Source organism: Mycobacterium sp. (genome assembly GCF_046095365.1).
Classification (GTDB): Bacteria; Actinomycetota; Actinomycetes; order Mycobacteriales; family Mycobacteriaceae; genus Mycobacterium.
Genome location: NZ_JBJTJF010000180.1, coordinates 1 through 24303, shown reverse-complemented (window position 1 = coordinate 24303; position 24303 = coordinate 1). Strand labels below are relative to the sequence as shown.

Sequence of the window (24303 nt, the reverse complement as noted above, 5' to 3'; positions counted from 1 at the left end):
GTCATGCTGTTGACGCTGCCGACCACCACGTCGCCGAGCAGAACCGGCGAATTCGGTTCCAGGGTACTGACATTGGCGAGTTCGACGTGGTAGACGGCGGCGCCGGGGCCGCGGCCGACCGCACCCGGCAGCGGACGGGAGTTCAAGCCGCCGAACGCGCATCCGCCGGCGCTGAGGGCCACGCACGCCGCGGCGGCCACCGCCGCAATCCGGGATCTCATGGCTGGGCCCCCACTCCCTGCGGCAGCGGCACCGGCGGCGGTGCCGGTACCGGTGCGACGGGCGGCGCGGCCGGCACCTCGGCGGGCATCAGCATGTCCGGCAGGCTCGACGGCCCCGGGGCCGGCCCGTGCGGCACCCCGGGCGGGACCGGGGCGCCCGGATACAGCGCGGGCTGCGGATCGGCGGGCAGCCCGGCGGGCGCGTACGCACCCGGCGGCGGGCCCGGGGGCCCGCCCCACCCCGGCGGAGGCGGGACGTCGCCGTTGAGACCGGTGTAGGCCGATATCTCCGGCGGTATCTCCACGGTCGGGCCGGTGCCGTCGCCGCCGGGGGCGAGTTTGGGTTCGGAGTAGATCAGGTTCCACGGACTCGGCGACTTGCCCAGGTAGACGTTCGTCGGCATCGGCAGGTAGTTGAAGTTGATCAGCCGCAGTGCCGGGCCGAGGTACTGCGAGCACAGCTTGCCGGTCTCCGAGGCCGTGGCGTTCTCGATCGCCCCGATCGCCGCGCACACCACCTGAAGCGGGTTGGAGAAGTTGGCCAGCGCGAAACCGCCGAGCGCGCTTTGGATGTCAGGGTTGTAGATGTTGTAGCTGTTGCCGATGGCGTTGGGCGCCACGTGCAGCAGGTTCTTCAGCGCCAGCTGGTTGTCGCTGAGGTTTTTGACCACATCGCCCAGACGCTGGACCTGTTCGGAGGCCTGGTTGCGGCTGCCTGCCACGAACCGCCGCACATCGGACAGCGCACTGGAGAGGTTGGTCAGCGCCGCGTCGAGGTCCGAGCGGCTGCCGTCGAGCACACTGGAGACGGTAGCCAGCCGGTCCTGGAACTGCACGATCTGTGCGTTGCTGTCGCGCAGTGCGGTGACGAAGGTCTGCAGGTTGGTGACGACCTCGGTGATGTTGCCGCTGCCGTCGGCGAGGATCCGGCTCAGGCCGGTCAGCTGTTTGATGGTCTCACGCAGTTTGTCCCCGTTGCCGTCCAGCGCGCCCGCGGCGCTGTCGATGAACCGGCCCACCGAGGAGGTGGTCGCCGTGCTGGTCGGGCCGAGATCGCCCGACAGACGGGCCAATTGGGTCTTGATCTCATCCCACTCCACCGGCACAGCCGTCCGGTCGGTGTCGATGACCGCGCCGTCGGGCATCGTCGGGCCGGAGGTGTTGCCGTCGGCTCCGAAGGCCGGTGCCAATTGGACGAAGCGCGAGCCGACCAGATTCTGCGCGACCAGCACCGCTCTGGCCTCGGCCGGGATCGGGACGCCGCGGTCGACGGCCAGCGTCATCTTCGCCCGGGTGCCCTGAGGCTCGATCGCCTTGATCTTGCCGACCTTCACGCCGGCGACCCGAACCTCGTCGCCGGGGTAGATGGCGGTGGCGCTGGTGAAGAACGCGGTGATGATTGTCGGCTTGCGCACCGCGTCGCGCACCGCGAGTCCCACTCCCCCGGCTAGCAGCAGGGCGAGCACGGCGGCGATCGCCGGGAAGCGCCGGTGCCAGGTCACGGCTGCCCCCAGCGCTCGTAGGGCTGCGGAACCCCGTTGTAGGGGAAGGGGAATTCAGCCCGCGGGCCGGCGTTGTCGGGCGGCTGTCCGGCGTCAACCCCGCGCCGGAAGCCCAGCGCGTAGTCGAAGAACGGCTGCAGGGTCTGGGCCGGGGTCAGGTTGGCCACGAACGCGTTGTAGTAGAAACCGCCGTTGACGGCTTCGGCCTGGGTGAGCTGGAACTTCGCCAGGCCTGCCATCGCCTTGGCGATGTTGTCGTTGTTGCGCTGGAGCATCTCGGTCACCGAGTTCAGCCTGGCCAGTGCCGGGGCCAGTTCCTGCTCGTTGTCGGCCACCAGGCCGCTCAGCTGCTGGGACAGCGCCGAGGTGTTGGCCAGCAGGTTGACGATCGCATACCGGCGGTCCTCGAGCACGCCGAGCAGATCGTTGGCGTTGAGGATCAGGGTGTTGACCTGCTGGCTGCGCTCGGCCAGGATCCCGGTCACGTCGGCGGCGGTCTTGAGCAGGCCCGCCAGCGAACCGTTGCGTTCGTTGAGCGCCTTGGAGATTCGGCTGATGCCGTCGAAGGTCGGGCCCAGTTGGGGGGCCAGCTTGTCGATGGTGGCCGACAGGGTGTCCAGCGACTGGTTGAGCGCCCTGGTGTCGGTGTCCCTGGTGTTGCCGGCGAACTCGCCGAGGGCGTCGGTCAGCGAGTACGGGGACCCGGTGCGCGAGACCGGAATGACGTCGGACTGCCGCAGCATGCCCTCGCCGTTGGACTCCAGCGTGAGCTCCCGCTGGCCCAGCAGAGTCCCGGTGCGGATGGTGGCGGTGGTGTCCGAACCGAGCCGGACCTTGCCGTTGACCGTGAAGGTCACCAGCGCTTTGCCCTGCTGCAGGGCGACTTTGGAGACCGAGCCGACCTTTACGCCGGAGACCTTGACGTCGTTGCCCGGCGACAGTCCGCCGGCCTCGGTGAACAGTGCCTGGTGACGCACCGAGGTCGCCAGGTTCAGCAGCCGCTGCGGTTGCAGTCCGACGGTGATGATCAACAGGATCAGCACCACTCCGATCAAGCCGGAGCGGATCAGCCGGGAACCGCGGTATCTGCTGATCACGGCTCCGAGCACCTTCCGGTGTGTTGCATGATCCAGGGGAAGTACGCGGTGCGGCCCTGAAGGTCGGTGACGCGCACCGACATTCCGCACAAGTACTGGTTGATCCAGCTGCCGTAGGAGCCCAGCCGCACCAGCTTGCGGAAGTTACCGGGCGCCTTCTGCAGCGCGATGTCGAGGGTCGCCTTGTCATCGTCGAGCAGCGGGGCCAGCCGGGCCAGTTGGTCGACGGTGCCGGCCAGTGGCGGGCGGGCCTCGGTGAGCAGGTCGGTCAGCGACGCGGTGCCGCTGTCCAGCGCCGTGATCGCGGACCCGATCGGGTCCCGGTCGGCGGCCAGTCCGGTGGCAAGCTGCTCGAGTTTGTCCACCGTCGCGGAGAACTTGCCGCCGTCCTTGTCGATGGTCGCCAGCACCGTGTTGAGGTTGTCGATCAGCTGCTGAACGGTCTGGCTGTTGTCCGCCAGAGCGCTGGAGAACGCCGAGGTCCTCGCGAACAGCGACTCGACGTTGGTTTCCTGGCCCTGCAGGATCTGGATCAGCGAACTGGTCAGGGCATTGACCGCCTGCGGATTGAGCCCCTGCACAACGGGTTTGAGGCCACCGAGCAGAAGATCCAGGTCCAGGGCGGCCTGGGTCCGATCGGCCGGGATGACCGACCCCGGCGGCTGGATCCTGGTGGACCCGGGGGTGTCCAGCAGTTCCAGGTAGCGGTCGCCGACGAGATTGAGGTAGCGCACCGCCGCCTTGGTGCCGGAGGTCAGCGCGATGTCGCTGTCGGCCCCGAATCCGACGGTCACGGTGTTGTCCGGTTGCAGCGTGACGTTCCTGACCGTTCCCACCCGCACACCCGCGACCCGCACCGAGTCCCCGGACTTCAGGCTGGAGACGTCGTCGAACACCGCCGTGTAGGTGTTCTCCGGGCCACCCCGGTACTGCCCGAAGATCGCGAACAGCGCGAAGGTGACCATCAGCATCACCACCATGAAGACGCCGACCTTGATTCCGGTTCCGCGCAGACTCCTCATCCGGGCATGCCGATCTGCATCGTGTTGCGCGGCGGGCCGTCCAGCGGCCCGAACAGTGCCTGCTTGAGTCCGTCGGAGTTCAGCAGGATGCCCTGGTTGCCGTACTGGGCCTGGTTGGCGCCGATGTCGGTGACCACATAGGGCGGTCGCTGCTCGTAACCGACGTTGGGCAGGTCGGTGCACTGCGGCCCGCCCTTGGCCGCCACCTTGGGCAGGTTGCCCGGATAGCGGTAGCGCTCCCGGCCCAGGAAGAACCCCTGCAGCAGAGTGGCTCCCGGCATCGCCAGCCCGGGGCCCTTGGCCAGCGGCAGCAGCCCGGCCACACCACAGGTCAGGGCCGGGTTGTACTGGTTGGTCAGGTCGGTGGTCGGCACCAGCAGGTGCACCACGTCGGCCAGCGGACCGCGGTTCTCGGAGAGCACGTCGGTGCCGATGTCGGCCACGCCGATGGCGCTGAGCAGCAGGGCGTCCAGGCTGTCGCGCTGGTCGACCACCGTGTCGCTGATGCGGGCGGTGTTGTCGAGGACCGCCAGCAGGTCCGGGGAGGCGTCGGCCAGCGAGTTGAACACCGTCGGGGAGATCTCCAGCACGTGGTTGAGGTTGTCCAGCGCGGGGTTCAGTTTGGCCAGTGCGCTGTCGAGGTCCACCAGGGTCTGACCGAACTTCTGCCCGCGGCCATTGAGTGACTTGGATATGGCACCCAGGGTCTGGTTGAGCTTGGCCGGCTCGACCTCGGCGAGCACCGAGACCAGTTTCTCGAAGACGGTGTTGAGTTCGACGGTGACCTTGTCCCCGCCCTGGATGGTGGTGCCGGCGCGCAGCGCCTCCGGCGACGGATCGGCCGGCGGCACCAGTTCGACGAATTTCGAGCCGAAGACCGTCGATGAGGTGATCTCGGCGCCGACGTTGGCCGGGATGGCCTCGACGGAGTCCGGGTCGATGGCCAGGTGCAGCGCCGCACCGCCGCCCGGCAGCGCCTCGATCGAGGACACCTTGCCCACCGGGGCGCCGTTCATCTTGACCTTGGCATTGGGATTCATCACCAGCCCGGCCCGGTCGGCCAGCACGGTCACCGGAACGCTCTTGGTGAAACTGTCCCGGAACAGGCCCACCGCCACCACGACAACCAGCGCCAGGGCCAACACGGTCAGCACACCGGCCAGCGGCCGGGCGTAGGCGGGAGCCGGTTTGGCAGCCATCAGCCGGAGAGGTTGAAGTTGCCGTTGGAACCGTAGATCGCCAGGGAGACAAGCAGAGTCACCGAGACGACCACGATCAGGGAGGTGCGAACGGCGTTGCCCACCGCGACCCCGACCCCGGAGGGCCCACCGGAGGCGAAGTAACCGAAGTAGGTGTGGATCAGCAGGATGGTGATGGCCATCAGCACCGCCTGCAGGAACGACCACAGCAGGTCCAGCGGGTTGAGGAAGGTGGTGAAGTAGTGGTTGTAGAGCCCTGCGGACTGGCCGAACAGCGCCACCGTCACGAACTGGCTGGCAAGGAATGACAGGATCACCGCGATCGAGTACAGGGGCGTGATCGCGGCCATCCCGGCCACCAGTCTGGTCGACACCAGGTATTCCACCGGGCGGATCCCCATCGACTCCAGTGCGTCGATCTCCTCGTTGATCCGCATCGCTCCCAGTTGGGCGGTGACGCCGGCGCCGAAGGTCGCGGCCAGTCCGATGCCGGCGACCACCGGAGCGGAGATCCGTACGTTGATGAAGGCCGCCAGGAAGCCGGTCAGGGCCTCGATCCCGATATTGCCCAGCGACGAGTAGCCCTGAACGGCCAGGGTGCCGCCCGCGGCCAGGGTGAGGAACCCGACGATGGCCACCGTGCCGCCGATCATCGCCAGCGTGCCTGCGCCCATGGAGATCTCGGCGATCAGCCGCACCACCTCCTTGCGGTAGTGCACGGCCGCGTGCGGCATGCCGCCGATCGCCTTGGCGTAAAACAGGGTGTGGTCGCCGATCCGGGCGAAGAAGCCCATCGGCCTGCGCAGCTCGCGGAAGAGTCGTGGGTAGGTGCGGCTCAGCACCGCCAGGTTGCCCATCCCCTCAGCCCGTCGTCAACCGGATGCCGATGGCCGTGACGACCACGTTGACGACGAACAGGGCCATGAAGGCGTAGACGACGGTCTCGTTGACGGCGTTGCCCACCGCCTTGGCGCCGCCGCCGGAGATCATCAGGCCCCGGTAGCAGGCGACCAGCCCCGCGATCAGACCGAACAGCGCGGCCTTCACACAGGAGATGATCACCTCCGGCACACCGGTCAGCAGGGTGATGCCGGCGGCGAACGCACCCGGGTTGACGTCCTGGACGAACACCGAGAACACGTAACCGCCGAGGATCCCGATGATGACCACCAGCGAATTGAGCAGCAGCGCAACCAGACCCGAGGCCAGCATCCGCGGGGTGACCAGCCGCTGCACCGGGTTGATGCCCAGCACCTCCATGGCGTCGATCTCCTCGCGGATCGTGCGCGACCCGAGATCGGCGCACATGGCGGTAGCCCCCGCACCGGCGACGATCAGCACAGTGACCAGCGGGCCCACCTGGGTTACCGCGCCGAATGCGGCGCCGGCCCCGGACAGGTCGGCCGCGCCGAGTTCGCGCAGCAGGATGTTGAGGGTGAAGCTGACCAGCACGGTGAAGGGGATCGCGACCAGCAGGGTGGGGGCCAGCGAGACCCGGGCGACGAACCAGGCCTGCTCGAGGAACTCGCGCAGCTGGAAGGGACGCTGGAACAGGAAGCGCACGGCATCGGTGGACATCGCGAAAAGGCCGCCGACGGCCTCCATGGGGCTGGAAATGCCTTTGCCCAACGCGATGCCCGGAGACCAGCGATCCGCCTTGTCCGCCATCCGCTCTTTCGCCTGCTGAAACCGCGCCGACCGGTGCCGACGACCGTTCCGAATGTAGGCGATCAATTCCCCGGGAGTGAGTTGAATCTCCGTAAGTGTCGTGCCCGGTTGGGGCCCGCACACCACAATGGGTCCTGTGAGGGTCCGGTGAGGGTCCGGTGAAGGTCCGGTGAAGGTCCGGTGAGGGTCCGGTGAGGCCGGTGACGGGACGGGTGACGGCCGCAGCGGCGGGCAGATATGCCGGTCGCCGGGTTCTGATCACCGGCGGCGGATCGGGAATCGGGCAGGCCTGCGTGCTGCGGATCCTCGACGAGGGCGGCCGGGTGGTGGCCGCCGACGTCAGTGCCGCAGGGCTGCGCGACACCGAGTCCAAAGCGGCCGGACCTGCGGCGGACCGGCTGAGCACCGTGGTGATGGACGTCGGAGACGAGGGTTCGGTGACGGCCGGGGTGCAGTGCGCCCTGAGCGCTCTCGGCGGCCTGGACACCCTGGTCAACGTCGCCGGAATCCTGCGGTCGGCGCACTTCGAGGAGACCACCCTGGCCGATTTCGAGCAGGTGTTGCGGGTCAACCTGGTGGGTACCTTCCTGGTCACCCGGGCGGCGCTGCCCGCGCTTCGGACCGGCACCGCCCCGGCGGTGGTGAACTTCAGTTCCACCTCGGCGACGTTCGCCCACCCGTACATGTCGGCCTACGCCGCCTCCAAGGGCGGCATCCTGGCGATGACCCACGCACTGGCCGCCGAGTACGCCAAGGCCGGTATCCGGTTCAACTGCGTGCAGCCGGGGTCGATCTCCTCGGGAATGACCGACGGGACCGGGGAGTCCAGGCAGAGCGTCGGCCCCGGCCTGCCGGCCGACGCCGACTTCCGGTTGTTCCAGCGGGTGGCCCCCGGCCTGCCCCTTCCCGGCGGTGCGATCTTCGCCGACCCCACCGCAGTCGCCGCGGTGGTGGCGATGCTCGGCAGCCCGGAGGCGTTCTTCGTCACCGGCACCGAGGTGCGCATCGACGGCGGCGCGCACATGTAGGCTTCGGCAGCTCCGCGGAAAGGGTCGGCCCGCCCGCGTGTGCGCAAGGATTTCCACCGAATCAGGTGTCCCTTTGTGCGGAATCCGTTGCCGACTCCGTTGCGCAGTCTGTTGCGCAATCTGTTGCGGATGATGCCGAAATCAGCCAAGGTTGACCCATTCGCCAACGCCACCAGGAGGACGGCCTGACCGAGACCGGCGTCACCGCTGCACCACAGATCACCGGGGCCGGCCGCTCTTCGCGGAACGGCGGCGCCCCGGTCGTCGAGATCGACCGCGTGACCAAGCGGTTCGACGACTACGTCGCCGTCGAGGACGCCGACTTCTCGATCGGCGCCGGGGAGTTCTTCTCGATGCTCGGGCCGTCGGGGTGCGGCAAGACGACGACTCTGCGGATGATCGCCGGGTTCGAGAGCCCGACCTCCGGGGCCATCCGGCTCGAGGGCGTCGACGTCTCCCGGGTGCCACCGCACAAGCGCAACGTCAACACCGTCTTCCAGCACTACGCGCTCTTCCCGCATATGACGGTTTGGGACAACGTCGCCTACGGCCCGCGCAGCCGCAAGCGGGACAAGGCGGAGATCAAAAAGGGTGTCGACGAGATGCTCGAGGTGGTCCGGCTGACCGACTTCGCGCTCCGCAAGCCCGCCCAGCTCTCCGGCGGCCAGCAGCAGCGGGTGGCGCTGGCCCGGGCCCTGGTCAACTACCCCAGCGCGCTACTGCTCGACGAGCCGCTGGGTGCGCTGGATCTCAAGCTGCGCCACGTCATGCAGTTCGAGCTCAAGCGCATCCAGCGCGAGGTCGGTATCACCTTCGTCTACGTCACCCACGACCAGGAGGAAGCCCTGACGATGAGTGACCGCATCGCGGTGATGAACGCGGGCAAGGTGGAACAGATCGGCACGCCCACCGAGATCTACGACCGGCCGGCGAGCGTCTTCGTCGCAGGCTTCATCGGGCAGGCCAACCTCTGGAGCGGCCGGCAGACCGGCCGCTCCAACCGCGATTACGTCGAGGTCGACGTGCTCGGCACCACTCTGCGGGCCCGGCCCGGCGAGACCGCCATCGAGGCCGGCGGCCGGGCGACCCTGATGGTGCGGCCCGAGCGGATCCGGGTCTCGATGGGGCGGCCCGCCGACGCGCAGACCGCGTCGGTCCCGGCCAGGGTCGTCGACCTCGTCTTCCAGGGACCGGTGCTGCGACTGTCGCTGACCGCCGCCGACGGCTCCCCTGTCGTCGCCCACGTCGGTCCCGAGCAGGACCTGCCGATGCTGCGGCCCGGCGATGAGGTGTTCGTCAGCTGGTCCCCGGACGCCTCGCTGGTGCTGCCGGCCGCCGACATCCCCAGCACCGAGCACCTCGAGGAGTTGCTCAACGACGTCGCCGAACACTGATCCCTCCGATACCCCTCCCTCCGATACCCCTCCCTCCGATATCCCTGAGCCCCACGGACCCGAAGAAAGGCAACATCATGGCAGAGATAGACCCCCGCATCCTGGCCCAAATCGCCTCCCGGCGGCGCTTCATCGGCGGTGGCGCCGCCGCGGCCGCCGCACTGGTGCTGGGACCGTCGTTCCTGGCGGCGTGCGGATCGGACAAGAAGTCGACCGGCGCCTCCGATGCCCCGAGCGCGCCCGCCGACGACGGCAGCCCGGCGTCGGGCAAGCTGCGGATCTCCAACTGGCCGCTGTACATGGCCGACGGCTTCGTGGCGGCCTTCCAGACGGCCAGCGGTCTGACGGTGGACTACAAAGAGGACTTCAACGACAACGAGGAGTGGTTCGCCAAGAACAAGGAGCCGCTGAGCCGCAGGCAGGACATCGGTTGCGACCTGGTGGTGCCGTCACAGTTCATGGCCGCCCGACTGGAGGGCCTGGGGTGGCTCAACCCGATCAGTGACGCGCGCTGGACGAACAAGCGGAACCTGCGGCCCGACCTGCTCAGCGCCAAGGCCGACAACGGCCGCAAGTTCAGCGCGCCCTACATGTCGGGCATGGTGGGCATCGCCTACAACCGGGCCGCCACCGGGCGGGAGATCACCAAGGTCGAGGACATGTGGGATCCGGCGTTCAAGGGCAAGGTGAGCCTGCTCTCCGACACCCAGGACGGGCTGGGGATGTTCATGCTCGCCCAGGGCCACTCCCCGGATGACCCCACGCTGGAGACCGTCCAGAAGGCGGTCGACGCGATCAAGGAGCAGAAGGACAAGGGCCAGATCCGCCGATTCACCGGCAACGACTACGCCGACGATCTGGCGGCGGGGAACATCATTGTGGCCCAGGCGTATTCGGGCGATGTGGTGCAACTGCAGAAGGACAACCCCGATCTGAAGTTCGTGGTGCCGGAGTCCGGCTCGAGCACCTTCGTCGACACCATGGTGATCCCCTACACCACCCAGAACCAGAAGGCCGCCGAGACGTGGATCAACTACGTCTATGACCGGGTCAACTACGCCAAGCTGATCGCAGCGACCCGCTACGTGCCGGTGCTCAGCGACATGACCGACGAACTGAACAAGATCGGCCCTGATCTGGCGAAGAATCCGCTGATCAACCCGCCCCAGGATGTCCTGGCCAAGCTGAAGTCCTGGGCGCCGCTGACCGACGAGCAGACCCAGGAGTTCAACAAGGCCTACGCCGCCGTCACCGGCGGCTGACGGCGGGCGTCGCTTCCCTGATGGCCGGAGTAGCCAGCAGTACCCGCCAGCGCAGCAGGATCGCGCCCTACCTGATGATCCTGCCCGCGCTCGCCTATCTCGCGGTGTTCTACGTGGTGCCGTTCGTGTCGCTGTTCCGCACCTCGCTGTCGACGATGGGCGGCTCGATCTACCTGCCCAAGCTCACCTTCGCCTGGCAGTGGGCCAATTACGGCCGGGCGCTCAGCGAGTACCGGGACCAGATCCTGCGGTCCTTCGGCTATGCGCTGTGCGCCACGCTGCTGTGCCTGCTGCTGGCCTTCCCGCTGGCCTACGTGATCGCCTTCAAGGCCGGCCGGTTCAAGAACCTGCTCCTGGGACTGGTGATCCTGCCGTTCTTCGTGACGTTCCTGATCCGCACCATCGCCTGGAAGACCATCCTGGCCGACGAAGGCTGGGTGGTCTCGGCGCTGGGTTCGGTGGGGTTGCTGCCCAGCGAGGGACGGCTGTTGTCGACCAGCGCGGCGGTGATCGGCGGACTGACCTACAACTGGATCATCTTCATGATCCTCCCGCTGTATGTGGCACTGGAGAAGATCGACCCGCGCCTGCTCGAGGCCTCCCGCGACCTCTACGCCACCAACCGCCGGATGTTCGGGAAAGTCATTCTGCCGCTGGCGATGCCGGGTGTGCTGGCCGGCAGCCTGCTGGTGTTCATCCCATCGGTCGGCGACTTCATCTACGCGGACGACCTGGGCAGCACCCGGACCCCCCTGATCGGCAACGTCATCCAGAAGCAGTTCCTGGTGGTCAAGGACTACCCGGTCGCCGCGGCCATGAGCTTCGTGCTGATGTCGCTGATCCTGGCCGGCGTACTGCTCTACACCCGGGCACTGGGCACCGAGGATCTGGTCTGATGGCCACCCAGGCCGTCACCGGGCTGGCCCGGCCGGGCCGCAGTTTCCGGGGCTCCTTCCGGCTCGGCGACCTCGCCCTGCGGTTGGCGGCGACGCTCACCCTGATCTTTCTGTTCCTGCCGATCCTGGTGATCGTCGTGTTCTCCTTCAACAAGCCGGCCGGCAAGTTCAACTACACCTGGCAGGGCTTCACGCTGGAGAACTGGGCACACCCCTTCAAGTATCCGGCGCTGGCCAAGGCGCTGCGGCTCAGTCTCGAGGTTGCCGCGCTGTCGACGGCGATCGCCCTGGTGCTGGGCACCCTGGTCGCCGTCGCGCTTGTGCGCCAACGATTTCGGGGCCGCAAGGCGGTGGATACCTTCATGGTTCTGCCCCTGACCTCACCGGAGGTCGTGATGGGCGCGTCGCTGCTTACGCTGTTCCTCAGCCTCGGCTGGGCCACCGGGTTCGTGACCATCATCATCGCGCACGTCGCCTTCGAGATCAGCTTCATCGCGATGACGGTCCGGGCCCGCATCCGGGGGTTCGACTGGACACTCGAGGACGCCTCCCTCGACCTCGGCGCCAGCCCCACCCGGACCTTCTTCAAGGTGACACTGCCACTGATCGTCCCGGGCATCGTCGCCGCGGCGATGCTGTCCTTCGCGCTGTCGCTGGACGACTTCATCATCACGTTTTTCGTCAGCGGATCGACCGTCACCTACCCGCTCTACGTCAACGCGGCCACCAAGGCGGCGGTGCCTCCGCAGATCAACGTGCTGGCCACCGCCATCCTGCTGATCAGCCTGGTCCTGCTGGCGGTCGGTACGCTCTACCGGCGCAAGCGGGCCGTCGTCTGAGTATGAGTATCGAGCCGTTCCTGGAATCGATTCCCCCGGTCGCGGTCTACCTGACCGTCGGCGTCGTCATCGGCCTGGAAAGCCTCGGTATCCCTCTGCCCGGCGAGATCGCCCTGGTCAGTGCCGCTCTGCTGTCCACCCGGGAGACCCTCGACATCAGCCCGCTGTGGGTGGGGGTGGCGGCCATCACCGGGGCGATCATCGGCGACTCGATCGGCTACAGCGTCGGGCGGCGCTTCGGCATGGGACTCTTCGAACGCCTGGGCCGGCGCTTCCCCAAGCATTTCGGACCCGGCCATGTCGCGCTGGCCAAGCAACTCTTCGCGCGCTGGGGGGTCGGGGCGGTGTTCTTCGGGCGGTTCATCGCGCTGCTGCGTATCCTGGCCGGCCCGCTGGCCGGTGCGCTGCGGATGCGCTACCGATATTTCCTCGCGGCCAACGCCACCGGGGCGGTGTGCTGGGCCGGGGGCACCACGGCGGTGGTCTACTTCGCCGGCCTGGCCGCCGAACGCTGGCTGTCCCGGTTCTCCTGGGTCGCGCTGGTGCTGGCCGTCATCGCCGGTTTCGCGATGACGCGTCTGCTCAAGGAGCGAACCGGCGCGCTGATAGCCCAGCTTGAAACCGAGCACGACTGGGAGTCGCTGCGGCGGGCACACTGAGCGGGGGTCAGCCCGCCTGCACGAGTTCCACTCCCGCGCTGTGCATTCCGGCCAGGGCCGCATCGGTCGACCCGGGCGCGACGCCGGCGGTCAGGTCCACCAGGACCCGCGTCGTGAACCCCTCGCGCACGCCGTCCTCGGCGGTGGCACGCACACAGTAGTCGGTGGCGATACCGGCGATGTCGATCGCGTCGACGCCGCGGGCGCGCAACCATTCGGCCAGGCCGACGCCGTCGGCGCTGCCCTCGAAACCGCTGTAGGCGGCGGTGTCGGCGCCCTTGTAGAAGACCGCCTCGATCGGCGCGGTGTCCAGGTCCGGGTGGAACTCGGCGCCGTCGGTGCCCGCCACGCAGTGCCGTGGCCAGTTGTCGACGTAGTCGGGTTGGTCGGCGAAGTGACTGCCGGGATCGACGTGGAAGTCCTTGGTGGCGACCACGTGGTCGTACCCGTGCCGGCCGGCCAGCAGAGCGCTGATGGCCCGCGCCACCGCGTCCCCGCCGTCCACCGCCAGCGACCCGCCCTCGCAGAAGTCGTTCTGCACGTCGACGATCACCAGTGCGCGCATGAGATCACGGTAACCCGCCAGTACACCCGCCAGTACAGTGGGAACGCCGATTCACGAGGGAACTGATGACACTGTTCGACTTCTTCGAAGCCGCCGAGTTGCCGGTCCCGGCCGTCACCGCCGAGCAGGCCGAGGCGATCGCCGCCGAGCATTTCGGGTTGCGCGCCTCGGCCACCGAACTCGGCAGCAACCAGGATGCGAACTTCCTGCTCCGGCATCTCTCCGGTGAGCCGATCGGCGTGTTGAAGATCGCCAACCCCGCATTCAGCCGGATCGAGCTCGAGGCCCAGGACGCCGCCGCGGCCTTCATCGCCGCCGCCGAGGGCATCCGCACCGCGACAAACCGGGCACGCGACGGGGCCATCGTCGAAATCGGCTCGGAGAGAACCCTGTTCGCACGCATCATCGACTATCTGCCGGGCGGCACGCTTAACGGCGACGGCTATCTCAGCCCGCGCAGGGTGGCCGCCCTCGGCGACCTCGCCGGCCGGACCTGCCGGGCGCTCGGCGGTTTCGAGCACCCCGGCGTGGACCGGGTGCTGCAGTGGGATCTCCGCCACGGCATGCGCACCGTGGAACTTCTGGCCGCCCACCTCACCGAGCGGCCCCGCCGGGATGCCGTGGTTGCCGCCGCCGCGGAGGCCTGGCGGGTGATAGACGGGCTCGCGGGCGATCTGCCGGTACAGGTGATCCACGGCGACATCACCGACGACAACGTCGTCAGCGGGGCCGGAGGCCGGCCCGACGGCGTCATCGACTTCGGCGACCTGATGCGGTCCTGGGCCGTCGGCGAACTCGCGGTGACGGTGTCGGGAGTCCTGCACCATGTGGGCGGCGAAGCGGCCTCGGCGATCCCGGCGATCGAGGCGTTCCACGCGGTGCGGCCGCTGAGCCCGGCGGAGATCGGGGCGCTCTGGCCGCTGGTGGTTCTGCGCGCCGCGGTGATCGTCGTCAGCGGAGTGCACCAGGCGTCACTGGATGCGGCCAACGAGTACGCCAGTGCCCGAACCGGTCCGGAATGGCTGATCTTCCAGCGCGCCACAGAGATTCCTCTCGAAGTGATGACAGCCCAGATCCGCCACGCGCTCGGGGCTGCGCACCCGGACCGGCCGGTCGCCGCCACGGCACCGCTGATCGACGGACTCGACCCGCGCGAGATCGTCTGCCTGGACCTGTCCACCGAGTCCGACGCGATGGACGCCGGCGCATGGCTGGATCCGGACTGCGAGGGGCGGCTGGCTCACGACGCACTCGCCGGCGGCGCAGGCGCGGCGGTCACGGTGTTCGGTCAGGCCCGGCTGACCCGGTCGGCGACACTGAGCCCGGTCTCACCGGCGACGGTGGCCACCGGGATCGAGTTGTGGCCGGCGGCGCCGGTGACCCTCAGCGCTCCGTGGTCGGGGGCGATCGGAGGCGGCGCCGACGCGATCACACTGACCGGACCTGCCGGGACCCTGGTGGTGCGGGGCGCGACCGGCGGCTCGCCGGACGGCGAGGTCGCCGCAGGCGCGCCGCTGGCCACCGTGGAGGGCCCGGTGTGGATCGAAGTGCACCGGCCCGGCGGCGCCCGGTTCGGCCCCGGGGGCACCCCGCGGTTCGTGCGCCCGGAGTACGCCGCCGGCTGGCTGCACCGGATGAGCGACCCCGCGGTACTGCTGGGCCTGCCCCACACCCCGGGCCAGGCCCAGGACAGCGCCGTGCTGCGGCAGCGGCGCTCGAAATCCTTCGCCCTGGTCCAGGAGCACTATTACGAGCACCCGCCGCGCATCGAGCGGGGCTGGCGGGAGCACCTGCTCGCCACCGACGGCCGCAGCTATCTGGACATGGTCAACAACGTCGCGGTGCTCGGCCACGGCCATCCCGAACTGGCCGATGCGGTGGCCCGGCAGTGGCGGCGGCTCAACACCAACTCCCGGTTCAACTACGGCGCGGTGGTGACGCTGTCCGAGCGGCTGGCAGCCACCCTGCCCGACCCGTTGGACACCGTGTTCCTGGTCAACTCCGGCTCGGAGGCCGACGACCTGGCGCTGCGCCTGGCGATGGCCGCCACCGGCCGGCACGACATCGTCGCGGTGGCCGAGGCCTACCACGGCTGGACCTACGCCACGGACGCCATCTCGACCTCGATCGCCGACAACCCCAACGCGCTGTCCACCCGGCCACCGTGGGTGCACACCGTGCCCTCCCCCAACGCCTACCGCGGCGAGCACCGCGGCGTCGACGCGGCCCGGTACGCGCCGGAGGCGGTGTCGATCATCGAAGAGCTTGTCGCACGGGGACATCCGCCGGCGGCGTTCATCTGCGAGCCGTTCTACGGCAACGCCGGCGGCATGGCCCTGCCCGACGGCTACCTCAAAGCCGTCTACGCCGCGGTGCGCGCGGCCGGCGGACTGGCGATCGCCGACGAGGTGCAGGTGGGCTACGGCCGCACCGGCCGCTGGTTCTGGGCCTTCGAGCAGCAGGACGTCGTGCCCGACATCGTCTGTGTGGCCAAGGCGATGGGCAACGGCCAGCCGCTGGGCGCCGTCATCACCACCAAGGCGATCGCCGACGCCTACCGGACCCAGGGGTATTTCTTCTCGTCGGCCGGCGGCAGCCCGGTGTCGTGCGTGGTCGGGCTGACGGTCCTGGACGTCATCGAGCGGGATCGTCTGCAGGAGAACGCCATGACGGTCGGCGACCACCTCAAGGCCCGGATCGGCGCGCTGGCCGAACGCCACCCGCTGATCGGCACCGTGCACGGCAGCGGCTTGTACATGGGCGTGGAACTGGTCCGCGACCGGACCACACTGGAGCCGGCGGTCGCCGAGACCGCGGCGATCTGCGAGCGGATGCGCGAACTCGGCGTGATCGTGCAGCCCACCGGCGACCGGCAGAACGTGCTGAAGATGAAGCCGCCGATGTGCATCACCCTGGAGTCGGCGGACTACTTCGTGGACATGCTCGAGCAGGTGCTCAGCACCGGCTGGTAGCCGTCAGCGCCTCGCCAGCCAGTCCCGCTGGGCGCGCACGAAGGCCGCGTCCACCACCGCCCCGTGCCCGGGAACATAGATCGCGTCGTCACCGCCCAGCGCCAGGAGCCGGTCCAGGGTGGTCGGCCACGCCGCCAGGTCCGAGCCGTCGTCGACGGCCGGATCGGCGGATTCCTCGACGAGGTCGCCGCAGAACACCACTGTGCGATCCGGCGGACCGGCCGGCGGCACCACCACGACGAGGTCGTGGTCGGTGTGCCCGCGGCCGGGATGTTCGACGGCGACGATCCGGCCGCCGAGGTCGATGGTGGCCCGTTCGACGAGGTTGGCGGGCCGGCGGGCGGCGCGCACGGCCCGGGCCAGTTCCGCGGGGTCGGCGCCATAGTGGCGGGCGTGTTCGGCGACGGCCGCGACCCGTCCGGTCAGAGCGTCTCCAACCGCCGGGGCGGCGTAGCTTCGGGCTTCCGGGAAGCCACCGGAGCCGAGAATGTGGTCGAAGTGGTGATGCGTCATGACCAGGTGCGTCACCTCAGCCCCGGTCAGCCCGCGCACGTCGGAACCGATGTTTGCCGCCTCGGTCAGGGTGGTTCCGCAGTCGACCAGCAGGGCCCCGCCCGGGCCGCTGACCAGTCCGACCGTCACATCCAGGAACGCAAGCCGGCACCGCCACACACCGGAGGCCAGGTGCTCCCAGTGGTATCGCACGAGGTGAGACGTTAGCCCGGTCACGATCGGAACACACGAGTGCGCACGCCGCCCGGACCGCCTGTAACATTGGCGCTTCCGTGGTTGATTAACAAAGGTGGCGAGTTTGCTGAGCAGGATCCGGCCGGTGCTGGCGGCATCGGCGGCAGTGCTGGTGGCTCTATTCGCCACCCCCGGCACCGCACGGGCCGGTCTGGACAATCAGCAGGTCCTCGTAGCCGGCGACGGCCGCACCCTGACCATCCAGCAGTGGGACACCTACCTCGACGGGGTCTACCCGCTGGACCACAACCGGCTGACCCGGGAGTGGTTCCACTCCGGGCGCGCCAAATACTCCGTGGTCGGCCCGGAAGCGGACAAGTTCGAGGGCACCCTGGAATTGGGGTACCAGGTGGGCTTCCCCTGGTCACTGGGCGTGGGCATCAACTTCAGCTACACCACCCCCAACATCCTTCTCGACGGCGTGAGCATCTCCCCGCTGGGCTTCGACCCGCTGGGCTCGGTGATCACCCCCAACCTGTTCCCGGGCGGCTCGATAACTTCGGATCTGGGTAACGGCCCGGGCATCCAGGAGGTCGCCACCTTCTCCGTCGACGTCGCCGGCCCGGAGGGTTCGGTGGGGGTGGCCAACGCGCACGGCACGGTCACCGGCGCGGCCGGCGGGGTGCTGCTGCGCCCGTTCGCCCGGCTGATCTCCAAGACAGGTGACAGCGTCACCACCTACGGCGAACCCTGGAACATGAACTGACGGATCGGACTTCTGGCCGACCGGTAGATTTGAACGCACCGACTCAGAGGAGTGTGCGATGACCACGGGTGACCAGGATCCCAACGCCTACGGACCGCCGTCCGGCTATCCGCCGCCGGCCAATCCCTACCCGGACCCGTCGCTGTCGGGCTATCCCGCACCGGGCGGCTATCCGCCGCCGCCGGCGGGCTACGCGCCTCCGCCGCCGCCGGGCTATCCGCCCGTGGCCGGCGGCTTCCAGCCGCCTCCGAACCCCTACGCCGCTACCGGCGGCTACTACCCGTCGGTGCCGCCGGCCACCTACGGCCACCCGGGCGGACTCGGGGAGCGGTGGCTGGCCCGAGTCATCGACGGCCTGCTGGTCGGAGCGGTCTCGGGTCTGCTGGCCGCGCTGTTCAACTCCGGCAGCAGCATCATGGTGACCGGGTTCTTCACCGGGTTCCTGATGTTCGCCTACTTCGTGGCGATGGAGGTGACCCAGGGCCGCACGGTCGGCAAGATGCTGCTCAAGCTCAACGTACGCGGTCCCGGCGGCGCGCCCAGGCCGGACTTCAAGCAGTCGGCCATCCGCAACGCCTTCACACTGCTGCCGATCCTGCCCTACATCGGCGGTCTGCTGGGTGTGGTCGCGATGATCGTCATCGCCGTGACCATCAGCAACAGCCCGACCAAGCAGGGCAAGCACGACGAGTTGGCCGGCGGCACGCAGGTCGTCAAGGGCTGAGTTCCCTGCCGGTGCGCGCTACTGGTTGGTGTTCCACTCCAGCCAGCCCACCCCGTGCCGTCCGTCGGCGGTGCGCACCGCCGCCCAGGCGCGCGGGAAGAAGCTGACCCGCCCGTCCGGTGCGACCAGTCGCACCGGCGCGTGGCCGCGAACCTCTACCGTGGCGGTGAGCGGCCCCGGCTGCATCGTCAGTGTCGTCGCCAGCGGCAGCCCGTCGCCGGCCAGTGCCGCCTCGGCGGTCACCGTCGTGGTTTCCACGACCGGTTCCCCCCGCGGCTGGATGTAGCCGACGCTGACCGGTGGCATGCCGGGCAGGCGCAGATCCACCCCGTGCAGGTGGGTGCCGTCCTCGAGATGCAGCGCGCTCCAGACCCAGTCCATGCTCCACCAGTCGCGCACCCCGTGGGAGTGGTCACGCTGTCCGGGCACCGCCTCGAGGGTGTAGGTGATGCCGTCGATGCTCACCGTTCCCGTTACCGCGCAGGGGATTTCGTAGCGGGTGGCGATCCGGTAGGCGTACGGGGTGCCGCTGGTTTCCCAGGTCAGGTCGATGGACAGTTGGGCCGGTTCGCCGGGCGCCTCGTGGAGCAGGCCGGCCGGGTCGTCGAAGGACCGCGCCGCCCCGCTCACCGTCACCCGGTAGCTCCGCAGCGGAACCCTCGCCGTATGGGACATCACGATGCCGTCGCCGCGGACGTCGTTGGGGTCGTCGGGAAGGGGGGCCCGGAAGTCCACGCACGCGACGGTGGCGATATCGGGTCCGCACACCAGTGCGTTGATCCAGGCGACGTTCTGGTTGGGCATCAGACCCAGCCGGATCCATCCCCCGATCCCCTGTCCGGGGTCGGCGAAATCCCAGTACCAGCTTTCACTCCACAGCGGCTCGTCGCCGGGCGTGTGCGCCGCCTCGTCGGCCGGATCCGGTTGCAGCGCTTGGGTTCCCATCGGTGGCGGCAGGACATCGAGTGCGCCGGTGTCCAGTACGTGACTGCTGTGCCGGTCGAGCATGGTCAGAAACATCGCGTCACCCCGATCGGTCCGTTCCACGAGCATCGAGGAGACGATCGCCATCATCACCCCGAAGAAACTCTGCCGGCGCACGCCGTCGCGGACCTGATCGAGGGTGATCGGCGGGTTCGGACCCAGACCGTCGTGGTAGGAGGCCAGCAGTTCGCCGTAGTGCTCGCGGCGGTCCCGCGCCGTCAGCGCGCAACCCAGGAAGTAGGCGACGTCGGTCAGCGCCGGACCCCATGTGACGGTCTGCCAGTCCACTACCGTCAGGTCGCGCACCGAACCGGGGCGGCCGAACAGCATGTTGTCCAGTCGGTAGTCGCCGTGCACCAGGCCCATGACCCGGTCCGGATCGGCCTCGGCTTCCAGGTGTGCGTCGAAGCTGTCCACCAGGCGCCGGCAGACCAGGTGCTGCTCCGGGCGGATCGCGTCGCTGTAGCGATCGGCGAATCCCGCGAACAGCCCGGTGATCATCGCCTGATTCATCGGGGTATCGCGGACCAGCCACTGGGCTCCGGCCGGGGCCTGGCCACCCATCAGCGGGGCATGCAGCCGACCCAACGCGGTTAACGCCAGCTTCGCGTCCTGTATTGCCGCACCGCGGATTTCGTCACCGACTTCTGCTGGGGATGCGTCGTCGAGCAGCAGGGTGAACATACCGGTCTCGGGCTGGTAGGAGGCGTGGTAGCACCGCGCGACCGGCCCGCCCAGCCGGGGCGCCAGGTCGGCGTAGAAGCGCACCTCGCGTTCGTAGAGTCCCAGCGCGTGACCGGTCTGCCGGCTCACCGGGTCGGCGGCGGCGACTTTGAGCACCACCGACGCCGGGCCCTGGCCCTGGGCGTAGGTCAGCGCCACCCGGTAGCACTCGCTCATCTGCCCGGTGCCGATGCGCTCGACGTCGAACCCGCCCACCCGGCCGGCGCCGAGAGCGTCGGTCAGCCAGGCGGCGGTGAGGTCGTCGGGACGCTCGATAGGGGCGGTGGCGGTCACTGCATCACGGTAGAGGTCAGCCGGCGTCCCGAGCCAGGCTGAAGCCCGCCCAGGCCTGGCGGCGGTGCTGGTGCGGGTCGTATTCGACATGGGTGTGCCGGTCGAACACCAGCACCGGGCGTTCCTCCCGGTCGTAGGCCGGCCAGTCCCCGGGTACCCCGGTGCGGCTGAACTCATGCCAGCGGGTCTGGACCTGATGGCTGACCCGGACCGCGGCGCGCTGGTCCACGCCGGCGGTCAGCACCGCCCCCACCCGGGAGCGGTAGATGCCGAACACCGCCAGCAGTTCGGTGGCGTGGGTGGCGCCCAGCCCGGCCCAGTGCAGGGTGCGCGGCGCGAAGTCGTAGCGATAGACGAAGGTGGGCGCGACCTTCGTGTGCGCCTCGGCGATCTGCCAGGCCGCGGTGCCGAAGATCATGTCGCCGCCGAATTCGACGCAGGCCTTGGGATCCGGGTATTGCGGGTAGGCGGCCAGGATCCGCTCGCGGACTTCGGTCGGGGTGTGCGCCAGTATCCGCTCGATCGAACGCTCGCTGGTGGGCAACAGTTTCAGGAAGCGGGTGAACAGCCTGCCCTCGTCGGCGTTGGTACCGACGATCAGCGGAACCTTGTGCGCCAGGCCCTGTCTCATCGCCTCGAACGGCTCCAGCGGCAGGAAATCGTCGCCCTGGGTCGGGCCGACCGCCGATGCGCCGACCACGTCGTCCAGGCTGTGGGTCATCACGTAATGGGTGGTGCGCACCAGATCGGCCGGGGCCGCCCGCATCAGCGCCTCGGCGGCGTGGGTGCGGTCCACGCCGAGACGTTCTATGAACCCGTCGGCGATTTTCTCGGCCATCTCCCGCGAGCTGACCATGCCGGAGGCCGGACTCTGCGAAATCGCCTGATGAAAAAGGCCTTCCGCGGCAGGAACGGCGAGCAGTGTCGCCACCGCATGCGCGCCCGCGCTCTCCCCGAAGATCGTCACGTTGTCCGGGTCCCCGCCGAAGGCGCCGATGTTCTCCTTCACCCAGCGCAGCGCCAAGACGAGATCGCGCAGGAACAGATTGCTCTGGATGGGCACCTCGGCGGTGGACAGCGACGACAGATCCACACATCCCAGCGCTCCCAGCCGGTAGTTCACCGACACGTAGACACAGCCGCGGCGGGCCAGCGCTGCGCCGTCATACAGCGGAGTGGCCGAGCTGCCCAGGATGTAACCGCCGCCGTGGATGAAGAACATCACCGGCAGCGCCTCGCCGTCGGGTGCCGTTCCCGACCAGTGGGGCGTGACGACGTTGAGCGTCAGACAGTCCTCGCTCATCGGCTGGTACTTCCCGACCCCGGTCATGGTGTAGACCCGGTGCTGGGGGGCGCAGTTGGCGTAGCGGTGGCACGGCCGTACCCCGGTCCACGGCTGCACCGGCTGCGGCGCCCGGAAGCGCAGCGGACCGACCGGCGGGGTGGCGTAGGGAATCGAACGCCACCGGTTGACCCCTTTCCGGGTGAACCCCTCGACCGCCCCGCTGGCGGTGGTCACCCGGACCGTGCGCTCCTGCATAGCACCGACGGTAGCCCCGACGCGCCTGCCGCGTCCGCCCGGCCCCGGCGGCTAACCTGGCCGGATGCGGATGGCCGTGTTATTCGCCGCGTCGGTGCTGGTGGCGGGGTGCTCTCAACAGCCGACGGGACGGCCGGGTCCCACCCAGCTGACTCCGATCACCCCCTCGCACAACGCGACGGCGACGTCTACCGCCAAGCCCGGCGCGACCTCGTCATCCACCCCGGTGGGCCCCCCCGGGCCGGGCGCCACCGCTGCCGAGGCGATCGGCTGGGTCGAGGCCGCTCCCCCGGTCGACGGTCAGGATTTCGGGGTTGCGCTGCGCAACGGCACCAGCACGCCCCTGGACGGCGACGTCGCCTTCACCACACCGTCGGGCATCAGCTGCATGACCGATACCCGGCACGGCTCACCGGCGCTGGCCTGCCTGGTGGATCTGGTCGCCCCGCCGGCCCAGCCCCCGGACGTCTACGGCGTGTGGAAGGGCGGCTGGGTGGACTTCGACGGGGCGAGCGTGCAGGTGGGCTCGGCGCACGGCGACCCGGGCCGGTTCAGCGCCGGCCAGGGGGCGCCGCTGCCGCTGGGCGGTTCGCTGGCCTTCGGCGACTTCCGCTGCCGTGCCGACACCACCGTGCTGGTGTGCGCGAACTACACCCGGAAGACCGCGGTGCGCTACAGCGACGACGGCGTCGACGCCCTCGGCTGCACCCGCCAGACTCCGCCGGCGGGCATCGGAATCCAGTTCTCCTGCTGAGAATCCCGGGGCAAGCTCACAAATTTGCTGAATCCCGGTTTCCCTGCCTGATCCGGCCGACCCGGGGGGTGGCACTCCGGCCCAACCCGACCCGTCGATGCGGATTCGCCAATTGCGGGCCGCGGCCATCTTTGTCCCTGACGACAACTGTCGTGCCCGCAGATATCGCGCAGCGACAAATCAGGCGGCCAAGTCCGGTTATTGTCTGACCGGTTGTCGGATTCGCTCCGACTATCCGCGGCGGCGTTGGATACTTCGCCCACGCGCGGATGGGCCCGCAATTTCATTCCGGGAGAAGCGATGTCCTCTGATTCCAACAACGGCCGTCATCGTCGCTCCTCGAAGGGTCGAGTCCGGGGCATCGAATACACCCGGCGGGCAGTCACGGCCGAGGAGTCCGGCACGACGGCCTACGCCCGCTATGTGGGCCGGGTGGGTGTGCTGGCGGTGGTGCTGGGGGTTGGCTCGGGGGTGGCGTCGGTGCCGTTGGCGTTCGCCGACACCACCGGATCGGGCGGGTCGACCGGGTCGACTTCGGACTCGGCGCCTTCGTCGTCGTCCTCGTCGTCGTCTTCGTCGTCGCGGCCGAATGGGCGGGTGCGGGGTCCGCGGGCCCGTACCTCCTCCCCGGACTCGGTGCGACCGGACTCGGTGCGGCCGGACTCGGTGCGGCCGGAGTCTGGGGGCACGGAGTCTGGGGGCCGGGACTCTGGGGGCCGGGACTCTGTTGTCCCGGCCGCGGATGCTGTACCGGTCACGCCGCCGGCCGGTGTCGCGCCCTCCGGTGCCAGGACTGGTGGTCCGAGGCCGGTCGGGGCGCCCAATCGTCGCCGCCACGCCGACGCGGCGGGGAACAGTGGCGCGGCGCTGGCCCCGCCCGGTGCTGGCGCGGCTGCGCCGGCGGGCGCTGTCGCGCCGTCGGCGTCGCGGACCCCGGCCCGCCCGGCCGCAGCGACTGCTGCCGCCCCGGCGGTATCCGGGCCGGTCGATGCCTCCGCGCCGTTGCCGCCGGTGATCGCGGCCACGGCGCCGGCTGGTGCAGGCACCCTCGTACTGGGTGTAGGTGTAGCCGCTACCGCCGAGCAGACCCGCATCCGGGTTCTCCGCGGTGCCGTTGCCGAACAACCTGGTGGCCGTCAACCGGCCCGTCGCCGAGGCCTTCGGGGGTGTGAAACCACCCGGGCCCGACGTGGTGGTCGACGACGCCGGGGTGCCGGCCGCGGATCGGCCACCCAACTCCCGGCGGGTGAACGCCAGCGCGGTCCACATCAACGGCGCCGCCGCCGGCGCATCCCCGGTGGCACCGGTCTGCAGCCACCCCAGCAGTCCCTTACCCAATCCCGACACCGCGCCACCGGCGGCCACCGCTGCACCGGAGGCCGCGGCAGCCGGGGCGGCCTTCATCGACGGCGCCGCACCAGCCGGCGCGGTGGCTGCGATCACCGGCGGCAACAACGGCACCGGCGCGGGTGGGGCCGGCGGCAACGGCGGCGCCGGCGGTCTGGGC

At 69.4% G+C, this 24303-nt stretch carries 21 protein-coding genes and 2 pseudogenes; 11 read left to right on the top strand and 12 right to left on the bottom strand.

Annotated elements, in window-relative coordinates:
* The 7 genes and pseudogenes from ACKOQ4_RS13780 to ACKOQ4_RS13750 form a co-directional block, all read right to left on the bottom strand.
* Positions 1-221 (bottom strand): annotated as a pseudogene (locus tag ACKOQ4_RS13780) (MCE family protein); the annotation flags it as partial.
* Positions 218-1723, bottom strand: a complete 1506-nt coding sequence (locus ACKOQ4_RS13775) for an MCE family protein (protein ID WP_526292746.1) — start codon at positions 1721-1723, stop codon at positions 218-220. The pseudogene ACKOQ4_RS13780 and the gene ACKOQ4_RS13775, both read right to left, overlap by 4 nt.
* A complete protein-coding gene (locus ACKOQ4_RS13770; RefSeq protein WP_526292750.1) occupies positions 1720-2817 on the bottom strand; it encodes an MCE family protein in 1098 nt (365 codons plus the stop codon). The genes ACKOQ4_RS13775 and ACKOQ4_RS13770 overlap by 4 nt, the downstream gene beginning before the upstream one ends.
* Positions 2817-3842, bottom strand: coding sequence for an MCE family protein (locus tag ACKOQ4_RS13765; protein ID WP_526292744.1), 1026 nt, complete (start codon positions 3840-3842; stop codon positions 2817-2819). The genes ACKOQ4_RS13770 and ACKOQ4_RS13765 overlap by 1 nt, the downstream gene beginning before the upstream one ends.
* On the bottom strand, positions 3839-5041 hold the full coding sequence (locus ACKOQ4_RS13760; RefSeq protein ID WP_526292742.1) for an MCE family protein: 1203 nt from the start codon (positions 5039-5041) through the stop codon (positions 3839-3841). The genes ACKOQ4_RS13765 and ACKOQ4_RS13760 overlap by 4 nt, the downstream gene beginning before the upstream one ends.
* A complete protein-coding gene (locus ACKOQ4_RS13755) occupies positions 5041-5898 on the bottom strand; it encodes an MlaE family ABC transporter permease (protein WP_526292740.1) in 858 nt (285 codons plus the stop codon). The genes ACKOQ4_RS13760 and ACKOQ4_RS13755 overlap by 1 nt, the downstream gene beginning before the upstream one ends.
* A gap of 4 nt (positions 5899-5902) precedes the next feature.
* Positions 5903-6709, bottom strand: coding sequence for an MlaE family ABC transporter permease (locus ACKOQ4_RS13750; RefSeq protein ID WP_526292738.1), 807 nt, complete (start codon positions 6707-6709; stop codon positions 5903-5905).
* Positions 6710-6909: 200 nt separating this feature from the next.
* Between ACKOQ4_RS13750 and ACKOQ4_RS13745 the strand changes: the two genes are divergently transcribed.
* The 6 genes from ACKOQ4_RS13745 to ACKOQ4_RS13720 all read left to right on the top strand — a co-directional run bounded on the left by ACKOQ4_RS13745 (position 6910) and on the right by ACKOQ4_RS13720 (position 12787).
* Positions 6910-7737: an SDR family NAD(P)-dependent oxidoreductase gene (locus ACKOQ4_RS13745; RefSeq protein WP_526292736.1), complete on the top strand. Its 828-nt coding sequence runs from the start codon at positions 6910-6912 to the stop codon at positions 7735-7737.
* A gap of 278 nt (positions 7738-8015) precedes the next feature.
* Positions 8016-9131, top strand: coding sequence for an ABC transporter ATP-binding protein (locus ACKOQ4_RS13740; RefSeq protein ID WP_526292734.1), 1116 nt, complete (start codon positions 8016-8018; stop codon positions 9129-9131).
* Positions 9132-9208: 77 nt separating this feature from the next.
* Positions 9209-10393, top strand: coding sequence for a polyamine ABC transporter substrate-binding protein (locus ACKOQ4_RS13735; RefSeq protein ID WP_526292732.1), 1185 nt, complete (start codon positions 9209-9211; stop codon positions 10391-10393).
* A gap of 20 nt (positions 10394-10413) precedes the next feature.
* Complete coding sequence (locus ACKOQ4_RS13730) at positions 10414-11289, top strand: ABC transporter permease (RefSeq protein WP_526292730.1); 876 nt, start codon at positions 10414-10416, stop codon at positions 11287-11289.
* Positions 11289-12128, top strand: a complete 840-nt coding sequence (locus ACKOQ4_RS13725) for an ABC transporter permease (RefSeq protein WP_526292728.1) — start codon at positions 11289-11291, stop codon at positions 12126-12128. Before ACKOQ4_RS13730 ends, ACKOQ4_RS13725 begins: the two co-directional genes overlap by 1 nt.
* A gap of 2 nt (positions 12129-12130) precedes the next feature.
* A complete protein-coding gene (locus tag ACKOQ4_RS13720) occupies positions 12131-12787 on the top strand; it encodes a VTT domain-containing protein (RefSeq protein WP_526292726.1) in 657 nt (218 codons plus the stop codon).
* A 7-nt stretch (positions 12788-12794) separates the two neighbouring features.
* Here the strand turns inward: ACKOQ4_RS13720 and ACKOQ4_RS13715 are convergent, their stop codons facing one another.
* A complete protein-coding gene (locus ACKOQ4_RS13715; protein ID WP_526292724.1) occupies positions 12795-13352 on the bottom strand; it encodes a nicotinamidase in 558 nt (185 codons plus the stop codon).
* A 65-nt stretch (positions 13353-13417) separates the two neighbouring features.
* Here ACKOQ4_RS13715 and ACKOQ4_RS13710 point away from each other — a divergent pair, with 65 nt between their 5' ends.
* Complete coding sequence (locus ACKOQ4_RS13710) at positions 13418-16324, top strand: aminotransferase (RefSeq protein WP_526292722.1); 2907 nt, start codon at positions 13418-13420, stop codon at positions 16322-16324.
* A gap of 3 nt (positions 16325-16327) precedes the next feature.
* Here the strand turns inward: ACKOQ4_RS13710 and ACKOQ4_RS13705 are convergent, their stop codons facing one another.
* A complete protein-coding gene (locus ACKOQ4_RS13705) occupies positions 16328-17029 on the bottom strand; it encodes an MBL fold metallo-hydrolase (RefSeq protein ID WP_526292720.1) in 702 nt (233 codons plus the stop codon).
* A 109-nt stretch (positions 17030-17138) separates the two neighbouring features.
* Between ACKOQ4_RS13705 and mspA the strand changes: the two genes are divergently transcribed.
* Positions 17139-17777 (top strand): porin MspA, encoded by a 639-nt coding sequence (mspA, locus tag ACKOQ4_RS13700; RefSeq protein ID WP_526292748.1) that lies wholly within the window; start codon positions 17139-17141, stop codon positions 17775-17777.
* 58 nt (positions 17778-17835) lie between these two features.
* Entirely contained in the window at positions 17836-18501 is a 666-nt protein-coding gene (locus ACKOQ4_RS13695) for an RDD family protein (protein WP_526292718.1), read from the top strand.
* An 18-nt stretch (positions 18502-18519) separates the two neighbouring features.
* Here the strand turns inward: ACKOQ4_RS13695 and ACKOQ4_RS13690 are convergent, their stop codons facing one another.
* Both ACKOQ4_RS13690 and ACKOQ4_RS13685 read right to left on the bottom strand, forming a co-directional pair.
* The gene (locus ACKOQ4_RS13690; protein WP_526292716.1) at positions 18520-20502 is read right to left on the bottom strand and encodes a DUF7064 domain-containing protein; all 1983 of its coding nucleotides are present in this window, start codon (positions 20500-20502) and stop codon (positions 18520-18522) included.
* A gap of 16 nt (positions 20503-20518) precedes the next feature.
* On the bottom strand, positions 20519-22042 hold the full coding sequence (locus tag ACKOQ4_RS13685; protein WP_526292714.1) for a carboxylesterase/lipase family protein: 1524 nt from the start codon (positions 22040-22042) through the stop codon (positions 20519-20521).
* Positions 22043-22106: 64 nt separating this feature from the next.
* On the opposite strand from ACKOQ4_RS13685, the gene ACKOQ4_RS13680 reads away from it, so the two are divergent.
* Complete coding sequence (locus ACKOQ4_RS13680) at positions 22107-22796, top strand: hypothetical protein (RefSeq protein ID WP_526292712.1); 690 nt, start codon at positions 22107-22109, stop codon at positions 22794-22796.
* Between the two features lie 419 nt (positions 22797-23215).
* On the opposite strand, the gene ACKOQ4_RS13675 is transcribed toward ACKOQ4_RS13680, so the two are convergent.
* Positions 23216-23842 carry a hypothetical protein gene (locus tag ACKOQ4_RS13675; RefSeq protein ID WP_526292710.1) on the bottom strand — a complete coding sequence of 209 codons (627 nt, stop codon included), beginning with the start codon at positions 23840-23842 and terminating at the stop codon, positions 23216-23218.
* A 62-nt stretch (positions 23843-23904) separates the two neighbouring features.
* Here ACKOQ4_RS13675 and ACKOQ4_RS13670 point away from each other — a divergent pair.
* Positions 23905-24303, top strand: a pseudogene (locus tag ACKOQ4_RS13670) (hypothetical protein); the annotation flags it as partial.